The organism is Nannocystis punicea, from assembly GCF_026965555.1.
Classification (GTDB): domain Bacteria; phylum Myxococcota_A; class Polyangia; order Nannocystales; family Nannocystaceae; genus Nannocystis; species Nannocystis punicea.
The window spans coordinates 12,081,453-12,103,478 of the sequence record NZ_CP114040.1; the positions used below are offsets into that span (position 1 = coordinate 12,081,453).

15 protein-coding genes and 1 pseudogene are annotated in these 22,026 nt (G+C 72.1%); 10 read left to right on the forward strand and 6 right to left on the reverse strand.

Translation table 11 applies throughout. The annotated features are described in order from the left end of the window. The first annotated feature begins 21 nt into the window (after positions 1-21). The 3 genes from add to O0S08_RS46425 all read left to right on the forward strand — a co-directional run bounded on the left by add (position 22) and on the right by O0S08_RS46425 (position 3,256). Complete coding sequence (gene add, locus O0S08_RS46415) at positions 22-1,089, forward strand: adenosine deaminase (protein WP_269035962.1); 1,068 nt, start codon at positions 22-24, stop codon at positions 1,087-1,089. Between the two features lie 78 nt (positions 1,090-1,167). Beyond that, positions 1,168-1,644 (forward strand): hypothetical protein, encoded by a 477-nt coding sequence (locus O0S08_RS46420; RefSeq protein WP_269035963.1) that lies wholly within the window; start codon positions 1,168-1,170, stop codon positions 1,642-1,644. 151 nt (positions 1,645-1,795) lie between these two features. Then, positions 1,796-3,256, forward strand: coding sequence for a receptor L domain-containing protein (locus O0S08_RS46425; RefSeq protein ID WP_269035964.1), 1,461 nt, complete (start codon positions 1,796-1,798; stop codon positions 3,254-3,256). A 54-nt stretch (positions 3,257-3,310) separates the two neighbouring features. On the opposite strand, the gene O0S08_RS46430 is transcribed toward O0S08_RS46425, so the two are convergent. Then, positions 3,311-3,862 (reverse strand): hypothetical protein, encoded by a 552-nt coding sequence (locus tag O0S08_RS46430; protein WP_269035965.1) that lies wholly within the window; start codon positions 3,860-3,862, stop codon positions 3,311-3,313. A gap of 182 nt (positions 3,863-4,044) precedes the next feature. Here O0S08_RS46430 and O0S08_RS46435 point away from each other — a divergent pair, with 182 nt between their 5' ends. From O0S08_RS46435 to O0S08_RS46445, 3 genes are all read left to right on the forward strand, one after another. Continuing rightward, complete coding sequence (locus tag O0S08_RS46435) at positions 4,045-5,292, forward strand: nucleotidyl cyclase domain-containing protein (protein WP_269035966.1); 1,248 nt, start codon at positions 4,045-4,047, stop codon at positions 5,290-5,292. Between the two features lie 132 nt (positions 5,293-5,424). Beyond that, positions 5,425-7,353, forward strand: a complete 1,929-nt coding sequence (locus O0S08_RS46440) for a HEAT repeat domain-containing protein (RefSeq protein ID WP_269035967.1) — start codon at positions 5,425-5,427, stop codon at positions 7,351-7,353. 179 nt (positions 7,354-7,532) lie between these two features. Further along, entirely contained in the window at positions 7,533-8,396 is an 864-nt protein-coding gene (locus O0S08_RS46445) for a hypothetical protein (protein WP_269035969.1), read from the forward strand. Between the two features lie 50 nt (positions 8,397-8,446). Here O0S08_RS46445 and O0S08_RS46450 read toward each other — a convergent pair whose 3' ends face one another. From O0S08_RS46450 to O0S08_RS46470, 5 genes and pseudogenes are all read right to left on the reverse strand, one after another. Beyond that, positions 8,447-9,865, reverse strand: coding sequence for a ferritin-like domain-containing protein (locus O0S08_RS46450; RefSeq protein ID WP_269035970.1), 1,419 nt, complete (start codon positions 9,863-9,865; stop codon positions 8,447-8,449). A gap of 480 nt (positions 9,866-10,345) precedes the next feature. Next, positions 10,346-11,137: pseudogene (locus O0S08_RS46455) on the reverse strand (DNA-methyltransferase); the annotation flags it as partial. Positions 11,138-11,190: 53 nt separating this feature from the next. Then, complete coding sequence (locus tag O0S08_RS46460; protein WP_269035972.1) at positions 11,191-11,805, reverse strand: L-threonylcarbamoyladenylate synthase; 615 nt, start codon at positions 11,803-11,805, stop codon at positions 11,191-11,193. 38 nt (positions 11,806-11,843) lie between these two features. Further along, entirely contained in the window at positions 11,844-12,878 is a 1,035-nt protein-coding gene (gene fbaA, locus O0S08_RS46465; protein ID WP_269035973.1) for a class II fructose-bisphosphate aldolase, read from the reverse strand. 100 nt (positions 12,879-12,978) lie between these two features. Next, positions 12,979-14,361: an ArnT family glycosyltransferase gene (locus O0S08_RS46470; protein WP_269035974.1), complete on the reverse strand. Its 1,383-nt coding sequence runs from the start codon at positions 14,359-14,361 to the stop codon at positions 12,979-12,981. A gap of 380 nt (positions 14,362-14,741) precedes the next feature. Here O0S08_RS46470 and O0S08_RS46475 point away from each other — a divergent pair, with 380 nt between their 5' ends. The 4 genes from O0S08_RS46475 (at position 14,742) to O0S08_RS46490 (ending at position 21,598) form a co-directional block, all read left to right on the forward strand. Then, on the forward strand, positions 14,742-16,166 hold the full coding sequence (locus O0S08_RS46475; RefSeq protein ID WP_269035975.1) for an aminopeptidase P family protein: 1,425 nt from the start codon (positions 14,742-14,744) through the stop codon (positions 16,164-16,166). Positions 16,167-16,372: 206 nt separating this feature from the next. Continuing rightward, a complete protein-coding gene (locus tag O0S08_RS46480) occupies positions 16,373-17,863 on the forward strand; it encodes an Ig domain-containing protein (RefSeq protein ID WP_269035976.1) in 1,491 nt (496 codons plus the stop codon). A 91-nt stretch (positions 17,864-17,954) separates the two neighbouring features. Further along, a complete protein-coding gene (locus O0S08_RS46485) occupies positions 17,955-20,468 on the forward strand; it encodes a methyltransferase domain-containing protein (RefSeq protein WP_269035977.1) in 2,514 nt (837 codons plus the stop codon). Further along, positions 20,465-21,598: an FAD:protein FMN transferase gene (locus tag O0S08_RS46490; protein ID WP_269035978.1), complete on the forward strand. Its 1,134-nt coding sequence runs from the start codon at positions 20,465-20,467 to the stop codon at positions 21,596-21,598. The genes O0S08_RS46485 and O0S08_RS46490 overlap by 4 nt, the downstream gene beginning before the upstream one ends. The last annotated feature ends 428 nt before the right edge of the window (positions 21,599-22,026 follow it).

Sequence of the window (22,026 nt, forward strand, 5' to 3'; positions counted from 1 at the left end):
CTACATGACCCGAGAGACAGCATGACCACTGCGCCGACCCTGACGCTCGCGCAGATCCAGCAGCTGCCGAAGGCCGACCTGCACGTCCACCTCGACGGCTCGATGCGGCTCGGCACGATCCTCGAGCTCGCGCGCGAGCGCGGCGTCACGCTGCCGGCGGACACGCCGGAGGGGCTCGGCGCCGCCATGAACCTCGGCCAGAACGCCGGCAGCCTGGTGGCCTACCTCAAGGCGTTCGACGTCACCCTGCAGGTGCTGCAGGACGAGGAGGCCCTCTACCGCGCCGCCTTCGAGCTGGCCGCCGACGCCGCCGCCGAGAACGTGCGCTACATGGAGGTCCGCTACTCGCCGATGCTGCACACCCGGCGCAAGCTCGGCCTCACCCGCGTGGTCGAGACCGTCCTGCGCGGCCTGCACGACGCCCAGCAGGCCCACAACATCGAGAGCAACTTGATCTTGTGCGGGATCCGCAACATCTCGCCCGAGTCGTCGCTGCGGATGGCCGAGCTCGTGGTCGCCTACAAGAACCGCGGCGTGGTCGGCTTCGACCTCGCCGGCGCCGAGTACGACTACCCGCCCAAGGACCACCACGAGGCCTTCAACCTCGTGCGCCAGAACAACATCAACGTCACGATCCACGCCGGCGAGGCCTACGGCCCGGCCTCGATCGCGCAGGCGCTGCACGTGTGCGGCGCCCACCGGATCGGCCACGGCTGCCGCCTGCGCGAGGACGGCGACCTGCTCCGCTACGTGGTCGACCACCGGATCCCGCTCGAGTGCTGCCCGTCGTCCAACGTGCAGACGGGCGCCGTCAGCAGCATCGCCGAGCACCCCCTGCGGCTCTACTTCGACCTCGGCGCGCGGATCACCGTCAACACCGACAACCGCCTGATCACGAACACCACGGTGTCGCGCGAGCTCCACCTGCTCCACACCGAGCTCGACTTCGACTTCGCCGCCCTGCGCCAGGTCATCCTCAACGGCTTCAAGAGCGCCTTCTTGCCGTACCACGAGAAGCGCCGCTTCATGCGCGCCACCGCGACCGAGCTCGACGAGTTCGCGGCCGCCAACTTCGGCAGCGCGAGCTGAGCTGCGTCGACATGTCCCCGGGGACATGTCGGCGCACGGCCCCTGGCAGGCCGCGCCCGGGCGTGGAATGATGCGCGCATGAGCGAGGCGGAGCTCGTGGACGCGGCCAACCGGCGGCTCGAGGCGCTGTTCCCCGGGCTCACCGCCTTCGTCGCCCAGCGCCGCGTGGAGGCAGCGGCCCGCGTCGCCGCGTTCTGGGCCAACGTCCGACCCGAGCGCCGGCGGCTGCGAGCCGCCCCCGAGCGGCCCGTGGTGTTCGACCTCGATCCGCTGGTCGAGTACGCGGGTGAGATCGGCGCGCTGGTGGAGTGGCGCTTCGTCCACGACTCGCTCGACTTCGCCGACGTCGCGCCGAGCCTGCGCGCGCTGACGGGCCGCGAGTTGCTCGTCGTGCCGCACTGCGAGGATTGCCTGCGCACCACCGTCGACGCGGTCCTCGCCGCCGCCGACCTCCGGGTGGCGGGCGCCGACGTCCTGTTCATCGGCATGTCCGCGCCGGAGGTGGTCGTGGTGCAACACGACGGCTGGCTCGGCGTCCTGCGCGGCTCCGGCTGATCCTCCGGCGCTCTCGCCCCGCGCTCCGCCCGCGCTCCGATCTCGGCGGCGGCCGCCGGGCCGGCGCGTCCCCTCCCGTGGCGTGGCTCTGGCCAGTCGACGCCGATGCAGGCATCCTCGGAGGATGGCTACGCAGCGCTTATGGATTGGCTTGGGGACCCTCTTGTTCGGCTGCCAGGACCCGATCGGCATGGACGACACAGGGACCGGCGAGACGGACGCGACCACCACGACGAGCACGGCCGGCCCCGGCTCGGAGTCGGCCTCGCAGACCAGCGCGCCCGCGTCGGAGACCGACGCGCCGACCAGCAGCGAGCCACCGACCACCGAACCACCGACCACGGAGCCGCCGGGCACCACGATCGAGCCCTCGACCACGAGCACCGGCACCGGCGAGGACACCAGCAGCAGCACCGGCAGGCCGGGCGGTTGCGACGAGACGATCGTCTTCGAGGGCCCGCTCGAGATCTTCGACGACACCGATCCGGCCAGCCTGGAATGCATCGTCGAGGTCACCGGCGACCTGCTGGTCCAGAACAACGTGTCGCTGGTCTCCTTCGGGTCGCTGGCGAATCTGCAGCGGGTCGGCGGCAAGGTGCGAATCGAGAACAACTCGAAGCTCGCGTCCCTCGACGGCCTCGCGGGCCTGCAGGTCGTCGAGGGCAAAAACACCACCGCGAACATCTACATCTTCAACAACCCCGCGCTCACCGACATCAGCGCCCTGCAGGCGCTGCAGCACGTCAACCTGGTGAGCATCGCCGATTGCGACGCGCTCACCGACCTCACCGGCCTCACCGGGATCGTCGAGCCCGGCTGGAGCCTCCACCTCTCCCACAACGCCGGCCTGAGCTCGCTCGCCAGCCTCGCCGGCATCACCGGCTTCAGCGGCAGCCTGTCCATCGGCTACAGCCCGGAGCTCGCCGACCTCGCCCCGCTCGCCGACATGCTCGCGCCGAGCATGGGAGAGCTCTCCATCAGCGGCCTGCCGCTGCTCTCCGATCTACAGGGCCTCGAATCGGTCGAGGCGCTCGGCTCGCTCGAGATCCGCGACAACGCCGGCCTCGTCGACCTCTCGGGCCTGGACGGCGTGAAGTCCGTGAGCGACCAGGCGTGGCTGGTCGACAACGCCAAACTCGCCAGCCTCGACGGGCTCCAGGCGCTCACGCAGGTCGGCAACCTGTGGATCGAGAACCACCCACAGCTGTCGTCCCTCGACGGGCTCCAGGCGCTCACGCAGGCCACCCACCTGAGGCTCGAGAACAACCCGAAGCTGGCGAGCCTCGCGGCGCTCGCGAGCCTGACGAGCGTCAGCTGGCACCTGGAGATCGGCTCCTGCGACGCGCAGGGCAACGACGCCCTGATCGACCTCCACGGCCTCGAGAACCTCGGCACGCTCGGCGCCCTGAGCCTCTATCAAAACGACGCCCTGCAGTCGATCACGGCGCTCCCGAAGGGCATCGGCCTCGAGTTCCTGACTGCGTTCAACAACCCCATGCTGCCGACTCCCATGCTCGAGGACTACGTGACGGAGACCATGTCCGACCCGGCCTGGTCCCTGTGCAACAACGGCGGCGCGCCGGGGACCTGCTTCTGCGTCATCCCCCCGTGACCGCGCCGCCTCGTCGAGGCCGCCTCGCCCATGCGAGCGGCATCGTGGCGCGAATCACTGCACCTGCACGTACACGAAGTCGTGCCCGGGGTGGTCGGCGTCGCTGCCGGCCGCCTGATGGCAGGTGACGCAGATGCTCATCGCCGGGCCGGCGTCGCCGAGGCCGTCGGCCACGATCCCGTCTTTGTCGTGCGGCGCCGGGTGATCGGCCGGCACCTCCTCGTACCAGTACCAGCTGTCGCCGCCGGTCCCTGGTTTCACGTGGCGGTAGACCGCGTAGCCGAAGATGGTCGCCCCGTCGGCGTCGTACAGCTCCTTCACCGCCGCCGCGCCGACCGGGTACTCGCCGTCGCCGTGGCCCGCCAGCGCGTCGTTGCTGCAGATCCGCTGCTTCCCGTGCGGCGACACGCCGATCGTCGCGTCGTGGGCGCTCGCCTCGCAGGTCCATTGCTTGTAGTGGCCCGCGGCCAGCCATTCGCGCATCGCCACCTTGCCGCTGGTCGGCGGCACCTGGCTCGCGTCTTCCGGGGTGTCGGTCGTGCTGCTGCCATCGTCGCCGCAGCCCGCGAGCAGCGCGAGCGCGACGAGACATGTCCAGATCTTCATGGAGTCCTCGCTGTCGTGATTGTCCGCGCGACCTCCTGGTCGCAGCGCGCCAACGCGGCCCCGGGGCGAGTGTTACGCGTATTCGACGTCGCCTCGCCGACGACGTCCTCGCCGACGTCGCCGGCGCCCGCGTCGCGCTTGTCAACCTCGCGCGACCTTGCTACCCACGTGCCCGGCTCGCCTTGGTCAGCAAGATCGCCCGCACGCAGTACTCGCCCGCGCTGTTCGACCTCGCCCAGGACATCGTCGGCGGCCTCCCGCTGCGCCTGCTGGGGCGCTGGCTGGAGAGCGACCAGACCGAGGCCGACGCCCTGCGCCTGCTCGCGGCCTGCCGCGTCACCGGTTTCAACGTCGTCTCCGACTCGGCCGGGCTCACGCGCCTGACCGCGGAGCGAGGGCTGATGGAGATCCTCGCGATCATCGATCAGCCGAAGTCGATCGTCCACGACTTCGGCCTGGCGATCGGCGGCGAGAGCGTGGGGATCTGGGCCGCCGACAACACGCAGATGTTCTACCCCGCCGCGGTCGCGGCCGAGCGCCTGCTCGCCGCGCTGCTCGCGGTGCAGGACGAGGTCGGCCGCCGCTGCGCGATCAAGATCGGCCTCGCCGCCCACTTCGGCGACTTCTACAGCGCCAGCGGCGGCCTCTACGGCGACGCCTCCGACGCGGTCGAGGAGCTCGGCGAGAACCACGTGGCCGGCGACGAGATCGTCGTCAGCCAGGCCGTGGTCGACCGCCTGCCGCCCGCGCACGGCTTCGACCTCGCGGCGATCGGCGAGCAGGCCGAGCTCGGCGCGCTGTGGCGAGTGGTCGACGGGCCGCGCCTGTCCCTCGGGACAGCCAAGTCGAAGCGCTACCCGATCCCCTACTCCGACGCCTTCTACGCCGACCTCGCGCGCTTCGAGGGCCGCCTGGGCGACCGCGAGCTGGCGCGCGAGATGACCGACAAGTACACCCGGCACAAGGTGGTCGTCCTGATCGAGCGTCACGGTCATGACGCCGACAGCCGGGCGATCGCGCTGTTCGACAACCTCTCGCTGTCGGCGATGCTGAAGGACGCCGGCCTGCGGCACCTGGGCGACGCGCACGGGGACGAGGTCAAGGTCAGCGGGCCGATCGGCATCTACACCTTCGACGAGCCGGCGCGGGCGCTCGAGTTCGCCCGGGCGTTCCGCCGCGAGCTCGCGGCCGGCGGCATCGAGTGCCGGATCGGCGTCGACCTCGGGCCTGTGCTGGTGTTCGACCTCGCCGGCGGCGGCAAGGACATCGCCGGCATGCCGGTCAACATCGCCTCGAAGATGGCCCAGGACTGCGGCGAGTGGGGCAAGCTCTACCTCAGCGATCGCGTGCGGGCCTGCGTCGACGCGGCCGACTTCCGCGAGCGGCGGTTCTCCGTCTCCGGCGTCGAGCTGCGCGCCTTCGAGGGCTGACGTGGCGCCGGCGATTGCACGCGACGGCCGCGTGCTATCCTCGATCTTTGCGTGCGGCCTGCGAGTCTCGTCGCGTCTCTCTTGCTCGTGAGCGGGTGCCGGCCCGCGCCGCCCGAGCCTGCGCCGACGGCCGTGTCCGAGCCCGCGACCTGTGACGCGCGCTCGCTCGTCGACGGCCCCACCGCCCGCGACGCCAACCTCGCCAGCCCGTTCGTCTGCGACCCGCGGCCCGGGGCTGCCGGGTGGGTGCACGGGCGCACCACCTTCATGGCGGCGCCGAGCCTGCCGCGGCGCGAGCCGGCGCCGCTCGACGTCCAGCGGCCGCGCTTCGCCCTCGTGTTCGACGGTCGTGACGGCCCGCGCCTCGATCACGCCCTGGCCGGCCTGCGCGCCGAGGCCGACTACCGCCTGCTCGTCGCCGGCGTCGCCGCGCCGCCGGGCACCGCCCATCACGCCCCGCCGAGCCTCGCCGGCGTCACCACCCTCATCGCCACGCTGCGCCGCGAGCTCGAGCCCGGCGTGATGCTGGTGATCCTCGCCGCCGAGGTCGCCGAGGCGCCGGACGATCCGTGGGGCTGCATCCCGCTGCAGGACGCCTGCTTGCCGCTGGCCCGCCTGCGCGACGAGCTCGCCGAGCTCCGCACCGGCGCCCGCGTCGTCGTGCTCGCGCAGGCACGCCCGCGGCTGGCCTTCGCCGCCCTGACCGACGCCGCCACCGTCGTCATGACCTTCCCTTCAGGACAGGTCGGCGAGAAGGCCGAGCGCGCCTTCTGGTCGCGCATCGCCGACCGCGACGGCGACGGCGTGCTCTCGGTGCGCGAGCGGGCCGAGCACGCGCGTCGGCAGGACCCTGCCGCGCGCTTCGTCGATCCGCTCGGCACCCTCTCGTTCGCGCGCCGCCAGGCCCGCGCCCGCGGGGCCGAGCCGCTCGCGGTCCACGGCCGCCCCGAGCTCGACGCCGCGGTCGCCGCCCTGTCGCCCGGGCAGATCGCCGTCGTCAACCTCTCGACCACCTGGTGCGCCGCCTGCGAGCCGTATCGCCCCGAGTTCGCGGCCCTCGCCCGGCGCACCGGCGGCCCGCTGCGCTTCATCCACGCCGAGACCGACGAGCAATGGTCCGGCTTCGGCGCGCTCGCCTATCCCGCAGTCGCCTTCATCGCCGCCGACGGGCGCCTCCTCGGCGTCTCGCACGACCTCCACGACCCGCTCGCCGCGCTGGCCCTCGCTCAATTCGAGGCCCTCGACGATCGCCTCGCGCATCACCGGGCCGAGCTGCAGAGCCGCGACGCCAGGGTCCGGGGCCGGGCCGCGCGGGCGATCCTCGCGCTCGGGGCCCCGGGCGCGGCCCTGATCGACGACCTCGCGCGCGACCTCCACGACGAGGTCGTCGCCGCGATCATCCTCGACATCCTGCAGGCGCTCGCCAGCTACGGCGAAAAGGCGCGGCCCGCCGCGCCCGAGCTGCTGGCGCTGTTCAATCACGACGACGACAGCGTGCGCGCGGGGGCTGTACGCGCGCTGATCCGGGTCGGCGCCGAGCCGGCGCCGATCGCCTGTCCGGTGCTCGCGCTCGTCGCCGATCGCAGCCCCGGCGTGCGTGCGGCGGCGATCGATCTGCTCGCAGCGGACCCGGCGGGCTTGCCAGCCCTGTTGCCGGCCCTGACCGTCGTCATGGAGGATGGCGACCCCGCCGTGCGCCGGGCCGCCCTCGCCGCGTTTCGCCGCCTGGCCTGGGGAGACGCGGCCGCCGGGGCCTTGCCGACGCTGCTGCGCCTCGTCACCCCGGGCGAGCCCGACGATCAGCGCGCGGAGGCGATGGCGGCGCTGGTCGATCTCGGCCCCGCGGCGAGCCCTGCGATCCCCGACCTCGCGCGACTCTTGACCGATGCCGATCCCGCGATTCGTCGCCAGGCCGCCCGCGCGCTCGGCAACTGCGGCGCTGCCGCTCAATGCGCAGTGCCATCATTGGCCGCCATGAGCGCCGACCCCGATCCGCACACCCGCCGCAAGGCCGGCGAGGCGATTGCGCAGATCGAGGCGTTCGGGCGAGCGTCCCGATAGTGGGCAGCGCGTCGTCCGGAATGTGCACAGCCCGCTCTGCGCCACCGCCAAAGATCGCGCAGAACGGCCCTATTCTCCGGATTTGGGCCGATCCAGCGCCGACGTCCGATCGCGGTCCGATGGGCAGAAATAGGTCCGATCGAATCATCAAAGTGCGTGCTATTGAATCATGCATGCACATGACAACTCGTATCCACCTCTGCTTCATCGCCTCGACGCTGCTGGCTTGCACCTTCGAGGCCAAGCTCTACGAAGGGGACAGCCCGACCACGGACACCGGCGTAGAGGCCTCCGAATCGGGGCATAGCACCGCGGACTCGTGGGCGGGCACCACGCTCGAGACCAGCGGGCCGGGTCCGGCGACCACCACCACCCATCCGCCCGGCTGGACCTCCGACACCGAGGGCCCGCCCGAAACCTCCACCACCGGCATCTCCGGGACCGCCACCGAGGGTGAAGGCGCCAGCATCTCGGGGACCGCCACCGAGGCCACCAGCACCACCGGCTGCGCGGATGGCTGCACCACGGGGGAGTTCCCCGAGACCTCGACCTCGACCACGTTTTACACCACGGGGTCGGAGGAGCCGGTGCCGTGCGACGGCGAGGCCGAGCCGCTCGACGTAGAGGTGCTGGCGTACCTCGAGTCGCAGATCCCCGTGGATCCCGAGGGCGGCACCACCGGCGATGACGACGACCCGAACCGGCTGTACGTCCGCTTCTCGAGCGAGACCTTCACCTGCGCCGACCCGCACGATCCCATCTCGTGTGGCCAATGGGAGCTGTCGCTGCGGATCCCCGCCGCCTTCCAGGCCCCCGGCCTCTACTCGCTCTCGTGGCCCGGCGTGCACGGCTTCGGCCTGGAGAACGGCGCCGACCACGGCTGGGGCGAATGCGACGGCGGCGGCAGCGTGGCCACGGGCACGCTCGAGGTCATCGCCCTCGACGCCGACAAGGTCGTCGGTCGCCTGTGCCATGTGAAGTGGAGCGGCCTCGACAATTCCTTCGAGCTCGACGGCAAGTTCATCGCCCCGCGCTGCCCGTAGCGACCGCGAGCGCGGCGGGGCCCGCCGCGCTCATCTCTCGGTCGCGAGCTTCAGGCCGCCGCGGCCTGTTGGGCGCGGCCGAGCAGCGCGTCGGCGGCCGGGCCGATCACCCCGACCAGCGCGTCGCGGCACAGCGCCACCTGCTCGTCGGGCAACAGCCGCCCGTGCGCGCGCAGCTGCTCCGGGTCGGCGTCCGCGGCCCACGCGCGGGCGCCGAGCGGCTCGCGCAGGGCCGCGGCGAACGCCTCGCGCACGGCCTCGTGCACGGCGGGCGAGCGGCCCAGGGCCCACTGCACGAACCGCCAGGCCAGCTGCGCGTGGCGGCCCTCGTCGACGGCGATCTGCTTGAGCACGCCGCGGACCGCGTAGTCGGCGGTCTGGAACGCGGCGACCTGGGCCACCAGCGCGGCCAGCGTCTCGCCGACGCAGCCCTCGCGCACCGCCGCGGCGGCCAGCGCCGGCAGGTCGGTGTCGCCTAGCGCTGAGGACATGTCCAATCGACCAGGTCCCATCGGGCAGCCCGCGTACGCGCCCGCGAGCGTGTAGCAGGCGCGCGCGTGGGCGATCTCGTCGGCCATGGCTCGCTGCGCGCCGTCGACCAGCGAGGCCGGCGCGCCGACGGCCAGCAGCTGCAGGGCGAAGCGGGCGAACGAGGCCACCGACGCGTGCTCGTCGGCCGCGGAGGCGCCCCACAGGTCGGCCAGCGCCGCGCGGGTCGGATCGTCCAGGCCCGCGAGCGACGGCAGGGTCTGGCCTTGCCAGTCGCTGCGGCGCAGGGTCGGCGCGACTCGCCCCGCGCCCTCGACCACGAACGGCCGGCCCTCGCACACCATGCCGTCGCCGTGGGCGATGAAGTAGCAGCACTGCTCCGGCGCTGCCGGCATCGGGTCCGGGCCGCACTGCACGATCAGGTCGGTGTAGCTGCAGAACGGGTCGCCCGTGGCCGCCGCGTTGGCCCAGCTCTGGCTGCACGCCGCGTCGCAGGCGGCGCAGTCGTCCAGGCCGTCGGGCACCGGGAAGCACACGTACTTCTGCATCATCCCCGGCGGCGGCGGCTCGCACGTGAACTCGCTGGTGTCGCCGGTGGTCCCCGGCTCACCCGTGGTCGTCGTCGTGCTCGTGCTCGTGGTCGTGGTGCCGCTGGCCTCGCCGGTCGTGTCACCGGTGCTCGTGCTCTCTTCGCCGGTGATCGAGCTCGCGGTCGTCGTGCTCGTGCCCGGCGCGGCGGTCGTGGCGTCGCCCGTGGTCGTCGTCGTGCTCGTCGCGCCCTCCGTGGTGCTCGTCACCTCGCCGGAGTCGTCGGTCGCGCCGGTGGTGAGCCCCGACGTCTCCGCGCCGGTCGACGACGTCGAGGCGGGCTCGCTCGCCATGGTGGTCTCGCCGCTCGTGCCGCCGCACGCCGCGATGAGACCCAGGCTCGCCATCAGCTCGACGTAGAAGCCGCGGGTAACGTCCAGATAGGTGCGCATGCGGGAAACCTAGCCAAGCCCTGCCGGTCACGCCACCGGGCTCATGCGATACACGGCACGACACGGATGTCGTGACCGACCGCCGTCGCTCGCACCTCTGGTCAATCACACCAGACGCCGACGCGCTGGACCGCCGCCAATGGCGGTTATCCACAGTCCGCGCAATTACGCCCACCTGTCCGTTCGGACATACGACCGCTCACCGTCGTGCTTCCGCATGGATAAAAGGGACGTGTCTCAACCGACCTCGTCGGCAGCCACCGGGCCTTCGCCTGCGATCGTGGGCGCCGCAGCGGCGGCGAGCGACGCCTCGCGCGTCGGCATCTCCGGCGGCGCCGTGGCGAGCGACTCCTCGTCGGCCGTCAGCGACGCCGCCGCGATCGTGCTGTCCGTCGCACCGTCCGGCGTCGCCGTCGCCGACGCCTCGCCCTCGCGCACCACCGGGTCCGCCGCCTCGATCGGCGCGGCGCCGAACACCTCGATCGCCGGCGCCGCGAACTCGAGCCGCCGGCGCATCACCTCGATCGCCTCGGGGTTCTGGTCGACGAGCACGACGTCGCGACCATGGCGCAGCGCCGCCTCGCCGAAGCTGCCGCTGCCGGCGAAGAAGTCGAGCAGCAGGTCGCCGGGGCGCGAGTGCACGACCACGATCCGCTCGAGGATCTTGAGCGGCTTCTGCGTCGGGTAGCCGGTCTTCTCGCGCCCCTGCGGGCTGACGATCGTCTGCCACCACACGTCGGTCGGGGTCTTGCCGCGGGCGGCCTTCTCCGGGCCGACGAGGCCCGGGGCCATGTAGGGGATCCGATCGATCGCCTCGTACTCGAAGGTGTAGCGCGCGGGGTCGCGGGCGTACCACAGGATGTTGTCGTGCTTGGCCGACCAGCGGGACTTCGAGCGGCCGCCGTAGTCGTACGACCACACGATCTCGTTCATGAAGCACTCGCGGCCGAAGATCTGGTCGCAGGCGATCTTCGCGTAGTGCACCTCGCGGTAGTCGAGGTGGAGGAAGAAGCTGCCGTCGGCCGTCAGCAACCGGTGGGCCTGCTCGAGGCGCGGCCACAGGAACTCGAGGTAGTCGTCGAACACGTCGGCGTAGCGGCGCTCGCCGAGCTTGATCGTGCGGTAGCGCTGGCCCTTGAAGCCGGTGCGGTCGCCGTCCGCGTCACGCACGGTCCGCAGCTGCGCGCGGCGCTGGGTCTGCCCGGTGTTGAACGGCGGGTCGATGTAGATCAGCGAGAACCCGCCGGCCGGCAGGCCGGGCAGCACGTCCATGTTGTCTGCGAGCACGATCCGCGCCCGCGCTCGCGGCGGCGCCGCATCCTCGCTCACGGACGGAAGTCCCCCTTGCCCTCGCGCAACACCTCGATGTCGTCGCCGATCATCCGCAGCACCGTCGACGGGTCGGGCCACTGCGGGCCGACGTCGATCGTCACCGCGACCTCGCGGGTGTAGCGGTTCTCGAGCTCCTCGGCGTCCTCGAGCTCGGGGGTCGTCTCCTCGCCCGGCGTCACCGAGCCGTTGAGCAGCGGCTCGCCGAGCTCGCCGATCAGCATGCGGCAGACCAGGTGGTCGGGCACGCGCAGGCCGACCTCGTGGTGGCGGTTGTGCATGCTCTTCGGCACCTCGGAGGTCGCCGCCAGCACCAGGGTGTACGGCCCCGGCAGCAGGCGGCGGACCAGGCGGAAGTGCGAGTTGCCGAGCACGCCGAAGCGGCCGACGTCGGTCAGCCCCGAGACGATCATCGTCAGCGGCTTGTGCGAGCGCTCGTCGAGCCCCTTGAGCCGGCGGATCGCCGCGATGCCCTTCACGCTCGACATGGCGCAGCCGAACGCGTACCCCGTGTCGGTCGGGTAGACGATCACCTGCCCCTTCTTCAAGGCCTCGACCGCGGGCTGCAGCTTGCGCGGGTTCGGGCGCTCGGCGTCGACGTGTACCCGCATGGCTCGTGCAGCTCCGTGGAGTGGTCGAGTGACGACGTTCAGCGCTTGAACAGCGTGGTGCCGCTCGAGCGGAGGTCGGCGCAGGCCTGCTTGACGCGGGCCTGCATGCCCTTCTCGGCCGCCTTGAGGTACGAGCGCGGGTCGTAGTGCTTCTTGTTGCCGACCTCGCCGTCGATCTTGAGCACGCCGTCGTAGTTCTTGAACATGTGGTCGGCGATGGGCCGGGTATAGGCGTACTGGGTGTCGGTGTCGATGTTCATCTTGACGACGCCGTACTCGAGGGTCTCGTGGATCTCGCTCAACTCGCTGCCGGAGCCGCCGTGGAACACGAGGTCGAAGCGCGCGGCCTCGCCGAATTCGCGCGCGACCGCCTCCTGACCGTCGCGAAGGATAGTCGGCTTGAGCTTGACGTTGCCCGGCTTGTACACGCCGTGCACGTTGCCGAACGTGGCGGCGAACATGTAGCGCCCGCCCTTGACCTCGCGCAGCGCCCGCGCCACCGCGACCATGTCTTCGGGGGTGGTGTAGAGCTTCGCCGCCGGGGCGTTTTCGTTGTTGACCCCGTCCTCCTCGCCGCCGACCACACCGGCCTCGACCTCGAGGATGATCTCGAGCTCGGCGCACTCCTGGAGCAGCTCACGGGCGATCTTCATGTTCTCGGCGAGCGGCAGCTCGGAGCCGTCGAACATGTGCGACGAGAACAGGTTGGGCAGCCCGGCCACGCGCCGGCGGCGGGTCTCGGCCAGCAGCGGGCGCATGAACTTGTCGAGCTTGTCGGCCGGGCAATGGTCGGTGTGGATCGCCACGTAGTGCGGGTGACGCTCGGCGACCCGGTGGATGAACTCTGCCAGCGCGATGGCCCCGAAGGCCATGTCCTTCACGCCCTGTCCCGAAGCGAACTCGCCGCCGCCGGTGCTGACCTGCAGGATGCCGTCGCTCTTGGCCTCGCTGAACGCCGCCAGCGCGGCGTTCACCGTGCTCGAGGAGGTGATGTTGATGGCCGGGTAGGCGAACTTGTTCGCCTTGGCGTTCGCGAGCATGCGGCAGTAGGTGGCGTAGTCGGCGACGGGCATGGTTCCTCCTGGCTTGGCGCGGCCAAGGGGTAACACACCTCTCGCGCGGCGGCACCGCCAAAACCGCCGCTGCCGCTCGCCCGCGCCCGTGAGCGGCCCTTCACACCGCCTGCGCGGGGGTCCGGCCGGAACGTCGGGCACGCCACGCCCGCCACGCCGGCAGCGCCACGGCGACCGCGTAGAGCGCGAGGATGATCGACACCGGGTCGTACGGCGTGCGCAGGCGCGGGTCGCCGAAGAAGATCGCGGCGATGATCATGGCCCCCACCAGGCAGACCGCCAGCACGGCCATCGCCGGGTCGCGCCGGACCCCGCGCAGCGCCAGGCCGATCCCCACCAGCGACGGCAGCAGCACCACGGTGTTGAAGAAGTAGCGGTAGATCTCCGAGACCACCAGAGTGCGCGCGTGGCCCTTGCTGGTCTCGGGCCACTGCCCGGCGATGAACCACTGCAGCATCATGTTGACGAAGCTGTAGCGCACCTGCTCCAAGAGACCGGTGGCCGCGTAGCACTTGGCGCGGATGTCCTTGTGGACGAACGGGTCGCCGATGTAGCCGACGAAGCGGATGCTGTCGCCGCCGAGGGCCGGGCGCAGCGCCAGCGGCGACCACTCCGGGGCCCAGTTCTTGAGCGTGCGGAAGCCCGGCAGGGTCACGCGGCGGCCGTTGGTCTGGTCGTCCTTGCGCTCGGCCTTGGCCCGCTCGAACTCGGTGCGGTACGCCTGGGTGTTGATGTTGTGGCACCGCCCGGCGGTGAGGTTCATGTTGGCGTTCTCGGCGATCCCGCCCCAATAGCCGGTGTGGTAGTGGAAGCGCCACAGGCTGAAGCCGAGCGCGAGCACCAGCGGGGCGCCGACGCCGACGATGTGGTGCCACTTGATGTGCTGCAGCCGGCGCACGTTGACGAGCCAAACCAGCAGCACGAACACGTAGAACACCGCCGCCTGCGGCCGCAGCATGAACGCGATCGCCGAGGCCACCCCCGCCGGCCAGGCCCGCTTGCCCTCCTGGAAGCACACCACCAGCCAGTACAGCGACAGCAGCTGCGCGAACAGGAACGGCGTCTCCGAGAGGAAGAAGCCGGTCGTCGACAGGTTCGGGAACCACAGCAGCGCCGCGATCCCGGCCGTGCGCGCCTGCCAGCGCTCGCGCAGCACCCGGCACGCCAGCAGGTACGCCAGCGGCACCGCGGCGGCCCCGAGCAGCCCCCACAGCAGCGCCCCCGCGACCATCGGCGGCGCCGTACCGAACAGCCGCAGCGGCGCCGCCAGCAGCGTGTGCGTCCCGTACGCCTGCCACGCCAGAGTGCGCGTCGGCGCCGGAATGCCCTTGTCCGCCAGCGCCACCGCCCGCTCCATGTACAGCCGCATGTCGCTGTACAGATAGTTCCCCGGCGGATGCACCCACAGCACCCAGACCAGGCGCGACAGCAGCGCCAGGCCGATCAAGATCCACAACAGACGCCGTTCCGCGGGTTGGCCCACGCGCGCGAGGGTACTGGCCCACGCGGCCGACGGGAAGGGGCCCGGTTATGCGCGAAGACGGCGAGAGTTATCTCATGACACCGGGATCGCGGTGCCTCCTGCCGCCATTTCGCCGATCCATCGACTCACGACTATGAACATAGCATGGTCGCGTCATTCGCCGAATCACATCACCGCGGCGCCTCGACGATTCGCGGCACCGGCCGATCGTGATGCATCGACTTCCCCTTCGTCGGTCGACGCGCGAGTATCATCATTGCGCCCGCGCCTCGACGGCCCCCGGTCACCGTCCGCGGCGATCGGTCCGCGCACCGGCCTCGCGTGAGCCGACCCGACGGCGACCGATCGCGCCGCCGCGAGATCCGCGGTAAGCTCCCCGCATGTCCGTCCTCGTCCCGCCGCAGCCGGCCGCGGTCTACGTCCAGCGCCGTTCGCGACTCTCTCGCGCCCTCGCCGGCGAGCCCGCGATCTTCTTCGCCGGCGACCTCGTGCCGCGCAACTACGCGGCCAACATCTACCCGTACCGCGCGCACAGCCACTTCCTCTACTTCACCGGCGTGCACTGGCCGGGGGCGGTGTTGCTGGGCAGCGGCGACGGGTGGGAGATCTTCGCCGCGCCGCCGGCGCCGGACGATCCTTTGTGGATCGGTCCGAGCGCGACCTGGGACGAGCTGCAGGCGGCCACCGGGGTGCGGAAGATCCGCCCGCTGTCCGAGCTGCGGACCGCGCTCGACTCCTTGCGCGGCGTCGCCACGCTGCCGGCGATCCACCCGCGCACGCGGGCGCGGCAGGCCTCTCTGCTGGGGCGGCCGTGGGGCGCGCACGACGAGTCCGAGGCGGGGGCCGTCGGGCTCACGGGCAAGGACGCCGAGCTCGCCGACGCGGTGATCTCGTTGCGCCTGCAACAGGATGCGCCGGCGCTCGAGCTGCTGCGCCAGTCCGCGGAGGCCGCCCGGGCCGGTCACCTCGCCGGCATGGCGGCCACGCGGCCCGGCCGGCGCGAGTCCGACGTGCGGGCGGCGATCGAGGCCGAGTTCGCCGCGCGCGGCATGAGCCCGGCCTACGGCAGCATCGTCACGGTGCACGGCGAGGTGCTGCACAACGAGCACAGTCATCACCCGCTGCGGGCCGGCGACCTCCTGCTGGCCGACTGCGGCGCCGACTGCCACGGCTGGGCCAGCGACGTCACGCGCACCTGGCCGGTCTCGGGCGCGTGGAGTCCGACCCAGCGGGCGCTCTACGACCTGGTGCTGCAGGCCAACCAGGACGCGACGGCGATGGTGCGTCCGGGGGCCCGGTACCGCGACATCCACCTCCGAGCCAGCCTCACTCTGGCCCGCGGCCTGGTCGACCTGGGGATCTTCCGCGGCGATCCGGAGGGCCTGGTCGAGCGGGGTGCGCACGCCCTGTTCTTCCCGCACGGCGTCGGGCATCTCCTCGGGCTCGACGTCCACGACATGGAAGATCTCGGCGACCGCGCCGGCTACGCCCCGGGTCGGTCCCGGAGCAGCCAGTTCGGCACCTGCTACCTCCGCCTCGACCGCGACCTCGCGCCGGGCATGCTCGTCACCATCGAGCCCGGGCTCTACCTGGTCCCGGCGATCCTCGGCGACAGGGCCCTCTGCGGCCCGTTCGAGGCCGACCTGGACCGCGAGCGCCTGGCCGCCTACGCCGACGTCCGCGGGATCCGGATCGAGGACGACGTCCTGTGCACCGACGGCGCCCCGGACGTCCTCACGGCCGCCATCCCCCGCGACGCCGACGCGGTCGCGGCCCTGGTCGGCGCCCCGCGGGACGCGAACTGAACCGCCGCCTGGGCCCCTGTTCGGCCGTACAGGCCCGAATCAGCCCGCCGCGCGCGCCCGCCCGCTTCCGCTCCCGGCCGGTCCGCCCCCCTGCGGCCGCGTCCGGCCGGCGGATGCGCGGTTTGTTTGCCCTGGCGCGTAGTCAGCGCTAACTCCTCGTGTTACTTTGCCCCGGCGCCCCTCGCAGGCGCCCCTAGGAGTCGACGATGCACCTCCGCCCCCTCGTCCTTACCACCGCCTTCGTCACCAGCGCCCTCGTCGGTTGTTCGCGCGACGAGTTCGCCCCGTGGGGCTTCGCCGAGGACGTCACGCTCGAGTGTGCCAACCCGGCGCGCGGGCAGGTCGGCGTGCCCTACTCGTACACGCCCACGGTGGACGGCGTGGCGCCCTTCAAGTTCTCGGTCGACCCGACCACCCCGCTGCCCGACGGCCTCTCGATCGACGAGAACACCGGCACGATCTCCGGCACCCCCACGGCCGAGGGCATGTATCCGCTCAAGGTCGTCGTCGTCGACGGGCGCGACGCGGAGCGGACCATCACCTGCGGCGACATCATCATCGACCCGGGCGCCGGCATCGTCTGCCGCGACGAGACCATGCCTCCCGGCGACATCCCCGACGGCTTCGTCGGCCTGGTCTACAACTACCAGCCGACCGCGCTCGGAGGCCGCCCGCCGTACACCGGCTGGACCGACAACGGCACCCTGCCCGCGGGCCTCACCATCGATCCTGCCACCGGCCTCATCTCGGGCACGCCGGAGGCCGCCGGCGTCTCCAACGTCACGCTGACGGTCACCGACAACGACGGTCAGGTGCTCACGAGCGAGTGCGGCGTCCTCGAGATCCGCGACCCGATCCAGGTCGACACGGACTCGCTGCTGGCCGCCTATCCCGACGGCTGCATCACCTACGGCGAGGACCTCGCCGGCCTGATCGCCAAGGGCATCGTCATCCCGGTCAAGGACGCGACCACCGCGCCGACCTGCTCGCTGGTGCCGGGGCGCGGCAACGGCAGCCGCAACTTCGACGGCGACATGAACACGCCCGACAGCTTCCCGCCGGGCATCGCCGTCAGCAGCGACACCTGCGAGCTCTCGGGCACCATCGACCCCAAGCTCCGCTTCGGCATCTACGCGTGGATCGCCACCATCGAGCAGTCGGGCACCAAGGCCTTCCTGCCGTACTGCGCCCCGCAGGACGTCCAGGCCGGCACCGCCTACCCCGTGCTGCGCGAGGACGGCGGCACCGCCAAGACCCTGTCGCCGGGCCACCTCGTGTTCGACGTCGAGGCCGCCAACCCGCCGACCTTCACCTTCGGCACCGACGCGCCTGACCCGAAGGTCACGGTCGAGTACACCGAGAACTGCGCGGGGAGCTGCTTCTACGCCTACATCTTCTCGTACAACGCGCTGTCGGCGGCCGCCTCGGTCAGCGCCAGCCCGTCGGCGAAGTTCCCGGCGATGGGCTTCGACGGCTTCACCCACGCCATCCGCGTCACCGAGGGCGACGAGACCTTCCTGCGCAACTACGGCGAACGGGCCTTCGTCACCAACATCAGCTTCGACTACTGCATGGCGCAGAACGACCAGGACTGCGGCAACAACGAGGCCGACCCGGCCGCCAAGGCGGCGTTGATCCGGGCCAACGGCGACGGCAGCAACTACGAGTTCGGGCTGATCATCCTGCCCAAGAACTGAGCCCCACGGGGCCGACGCCATCCATCCCTTGAGCACACAAGACAGTCGCGGCGGCGGAGCTTCGGGGCTCCGCGACCGAAGGGTCGCCCGGGTGCTCGACCGCGAGATCTCTCCGGTCTGGCACGATCGTTTCGCGCGGCTCATCGTCCGCAACCTGCCCAACCTCCCCGAGGTGCTCGCGCTCGACATCCACTGCGGGACCGGGCGCGGCACGGGCGAGCTGCTGCACCGGCTGGGCGCGGGCGCGAAGATCCTGGCGATCGACCCCGACGAGGGCGCGCTCGAGCTGGCCAAGACGCGGATCCGCGCCGAGTGGAAGAACCGGGTCTACTTCAAACCCGGCCACTTCGACGACGTCACGGCGATGGCCGACGACAGCTACAACCTCGTCGTCGCCAACCTCGTGCTCGGCGAGTCGGTCGACCTCGAGCCGGCGCTGGGCGAGATGATCCGCGTGGGCAAGATCGGCGGCCGGATCCTCGCCACAGTGCCGCTGCACGGGACCTGGGAAGAGGTCGAGGACATCTTCGCGGAGATCTTGCGCGACGCCGGCATGACGGCGGCGCTGCGTCGGCTCGAGGCGCTGCGGGCGATCCGCCCCACCGGCCCGCAGCTCGGCAAGATGCTGCGCAACCTCGGCGCGGTCGAGGACGACTACGTCATCGAGCACGAGCGCTTCCAGCTGCTGTTCCCCAGCGGCCGCGAGTTCCTGTTCGCCCCGGTCATCGAGCACGGCCCGCTGCAGATGTGGAAAGCCGTGATCGGCAAGGACGGCGCCCCGCAGGAGCTGTTCTGGCGGCTCAAGGAGGCGATCGACACCTACTACTCCGGCCACGTCCTGGCGGTCACGGTGCACGCCGGGCTGATCCACGTCGAGGTCGCCAAGGGCACCGCGCGGCCCGGTCCGCGGCTGGCCGCGAGGTTCTGGCGGCACTACCCCGAGCTCGACAAGCTGTGGGGCGGCCTCGCCGTCGGCTACGCCCGCGTCTCCGACCCGATCCTCCCGTTCAGCGAGTCCGACGTCAGCGACTTCGACCTCGACATCGACGTCGACGAGTCCGACCCGCGGCGGCGCACCGGCGCCATGCGAGCGCTGCGGCAGACCGGCCGCCAGCCGGCAGTCGAGACCCCGTCGCCCGAGGACTTCGGCCTGCGCTTCCGCGAGAGCTCCGAGGTCCGCTCGCTCGACGCCGAGTCCTCCGGCCTGCGCGCGCGCATCCCGGGCTCCGAGGCCTCGGGCCTGCGCGCCCTGTCGCAGCTGCGCGACTCGGAGATCTCGACGGTCCGCCCGGCGAGCACGTTCCGCCCCGCCCCGGTGCCGGTCGACGAGGACGACTTCTCCGAGCTCAACAACCCCGACACGCGCTCGCACAGGACCGTCCGGGCGGGCAGAGCGGCCGAGCCCGCGCCGACCAGCGAGCATGACGAGGACATCTCGCGCCTCGCCGAGTCGGAGGACGACTTCTCCGCGCTCAACGACATCCCGCTGCTGCCGCGTCGGCAGCACTCCGGCGGCCTGCGCCGCTCGCCCTCCGAGTCGTCCGCCGCCCGCCCGGTCCCCGCCGAGCTCCGGGGCGACGGCGAGAGCAGCGCCCACCGGGCCCTCGCCGAGCTGGCCCTTCGGCCAGGTGATTCCGCCACCGCCGGCCGCCGCCCGAGCGGCCCGATCCCCCAGGCCCGCCGCCTCGAGCCGTCCTCCGGCCAGGCCCGCCGCCCGCTCTCCAGCCCCACCCCCGAGGCCCGCCGCGCCGAAACCGACGCCGCTGCTTCCGGCAGGCGTCCGCTCGCCGACGCCGAGTCCTCCGGCCGGCGCCCGGCCGACGCCGAGACCTCCGATCGCCGGCCAGCCGCCGACGCCGCCGTTTCCGGCAAGCGCCCGTTCGCCGACGCCGAGACCTCGGGTGCCACCGATCGGCGTGCCATCGCCGACGCCGCCGCTTCCGGCAGGCGCCCGCTCGCCGACGCCGAGACCTCCGGTGCCACCGATCGGCGCGCCATCGCCGATGCTGCCGCTTCCGGCAAGCGCCCGCTCGCCGACGCCGAGACCTCCGGCGCCCGCTCTCTGCCGGGTGCCGCCGCCTCCGGCAGCCGCGCCCTGTCCGACTCCGCCTCCGGCAAGCGCCCGCTTCCGGAGCTGCGCAAGCCGTCGGGCCCGCTCGAGTCCGCCGAGCGCACGCCTTCCGCGCCGTCGGCGGCAGCAGCCCCGGAGCTCCGCCGCTCGCCGTCCGACCCGGCCGCCGAACCGAGCTCGCCGCGCCCGGCAGCCAGGCCGGCCGCCCCGCCAGAGGCCCCCAAGCCCTCCCTGCCGTCGTTCCGCCTGCCCGAGCCCAAGGCCAGCGCCAGCACGAGCGGCAGCACGTTCCGGCCCCCGTCCTTCAAGCCGCCCGGCGAGGACAGCTTGCCGCCGGTGAAGAACGCCTTCCGCCCGCCGCCCAGCCCCGAGCCCGACGACGAGGAGGAGCCGGAGGAGATCGACGAGCTCGAGCCGGTCGACGAGCTCGAGCCCGACGACGAGCCCGCCCCGGTGGTCACGGCCCCGCGCCCTCCGCCGCCCAAGGCTCCACCGCCGCGCCCGCCGAGCCTCAGCCCGGACAAGAAGAAGTGACTCGCCCCGCGCTCGCGGCCCTCGCCGTCCTCCTGCTCGCCTGCGGCCAGCCCCAAGGGACAGGTCCGAACAAACCTGTCCCGAGTGACATGCCCGAAAAGACAGCCCCGGAGCCGGCCCCCGAGAAGGCCGCCGAGGGGCCGCCGGTGCGCAAGGACGGCACGATCTACGCCGAGACCCAGCAGATGGGCACCCGCGTCTCGATCAACGTCCACGTCGGCGAGCGATCGCCGGCCGAGGCGGGGGCCGCGATCGAGGCCGCGTTCGGCGAGATCGAGCGCGTCGAGCAGATCATGAGCGAGTGGCGCCCGAGCAGCGAGCTGTCGCAGCTCAACGAGGCCGCCGGCGGGCCGATGCGCCCGCTCAGCCTCGACCTGTTCGACATCCTGCAGCGCAGCAAGGAGATCGCCCAGGCCACGGGCGGCGCCTTCGACCCGACCTTCTACGGCGTCGGCCAGCTGTGGAAGTACGACCCCGGCAGCCGCCCGCCGACGCGCGAGGCGATCCTCGAGAAGCTGCCGCTGGTCGACTGGCGCTCGATCGAGCTCGACCCGGTCACGCGCAGCGGCCGGCTCGCCAAGCCGGGCATGAAGATCGGCCTCGGCGCGATCGCCAAGGGCTACGGAGTCGACCGCGCCTCGACCGTCCTGCGCGAGCGCGGCTTCCCCGACCACATCGTCGAGGGCGGCGGCGACACCTTCGTGTCCGGCACCAAGGGCGGCAAGACCTGGATGGTCGGCATCCAGCGCCCCGAGGGCCCGGGCTCGGTCGCCGCCATCCCCGCGCGCGACCGGGCCGTCGTCACCTCGGGCGACTACCAGCGCTTCATCGAATTCGAGGGCGTCCGTTACTCGCACATCCTCGACCCGCGCACCGGCTTCCCCGTGCCCGAGGAACGCAGCCTGCAGAGCATCACCATCCTCGCGCCCAACGCCACCGACGCCGACGCCTACGCCACCGCCGTCGCGGTCATGGGCGTCGACGCCGGCCTCGAGTTCATCCAGGCGCACCCCGGCCTCGACGCCGCGCTCATCACCCGCACCGGCGAGCTGCGCGTCACCCCCGAGCTGGCGAAGATCCTCGTCTACCCGCAAGACAAGCCGCCGGCCCCGTCGCCCCCGGCTCCGTGATCGCTCGAGAGATCGATCCGCGCGGCGATCGACGCACCGATCACGGCCTGTCGAAGGATCCCCCCGAGGTACCGGTCTCAGCTCGATCGACTCGAGCGATGGATCGCCCCGACTCGTGAGGAACACGAGGACGCGCGGCCCCCGATCGATCGCCTCGCGCTCCTCACCGGCGAACACCTGAAGGCGAGCGGCTCGAGGTCCGCCTGTCTCGCCGTCGTCGAGCCGCGCGCATCGATGTTCTCGGCCGAGCGATCCGCGTTCCCGCAGCGAGCGCCGCGAGCCGACCCGCGCGAATGAAGCGCCGGGTCGGCGAGGCCCGGCCCCGACTCTGCGATCTCGGACCGCTCGCGCGGCTTCGGGCCGGAGCCGCGCGTAATCGCACGGCGCACGCATCCTTCCCTCGACAGGCCGTCGGTCGGCGCCGGTAA

Coding starts and splice junctions, on each gene's coding strand:
- add (WP_269035962.1), top strand. CDS start 22: ATGACCACTGCGCCGACCCTGACGCTCGCGCAGATCCAGCAGCTGCCG.
- O0S08_RS46420 (WP_269035963.1), top strand. CDS start 1,168: ATGAGCGAGGCGGAGCTCGTGGACGCGGCCAACCGGCGGCTCGAGGCG.
- O0S08_RS46430 (WP_269035965.1), bottom strand. CDS start 3,862: ATGAAGATCTGGACATGTCTCGTCGCGCTCGCGCTGCTCGCGGGCTGC.
- O0S08_RS46445 (WP_269035969.1), top strand. CDS start 7,533: ATGACAACTCGTATCCACCTCTGCTTCATCGCCTCGACGCTGCTGGCT.
- O0S08_RS46450 (WP_269035970.1), bottom strand. CDS start 9,865: ATGCGCACCTATCTGGACGTTACCCGCGGCTTCTACGTCGAGCTGATG.
- O0S08_RS46460 (WP_269035972.1), bottom strand. CDS start 11,805: ATGCGGGTACACGTCGACGCCGAGCGCCCGAACCCGCGCAAGCTGCAG.
- fbaA (WP_269035973.1), bottom strand. CDS start 12,878: ATGCCCGTCGCCGACTACGCCACCTACTGCCGCATGCTCGCGAACGCC.
- O0S08_RS46475 (WP_269035975.1), top strand. CDS start 14,742: ATGTCCGTCCTCGTCCCGCCGCAGCCGGCCGCGGTCTACGTCCAGCGC.
- O0S08_RS46480 (WP_269035976.1), top strand. CDS start 16,373: ATGCACCTCCGCCCCCTCGTCCTTACCACCGCCTTCGTCACCAGCGCC.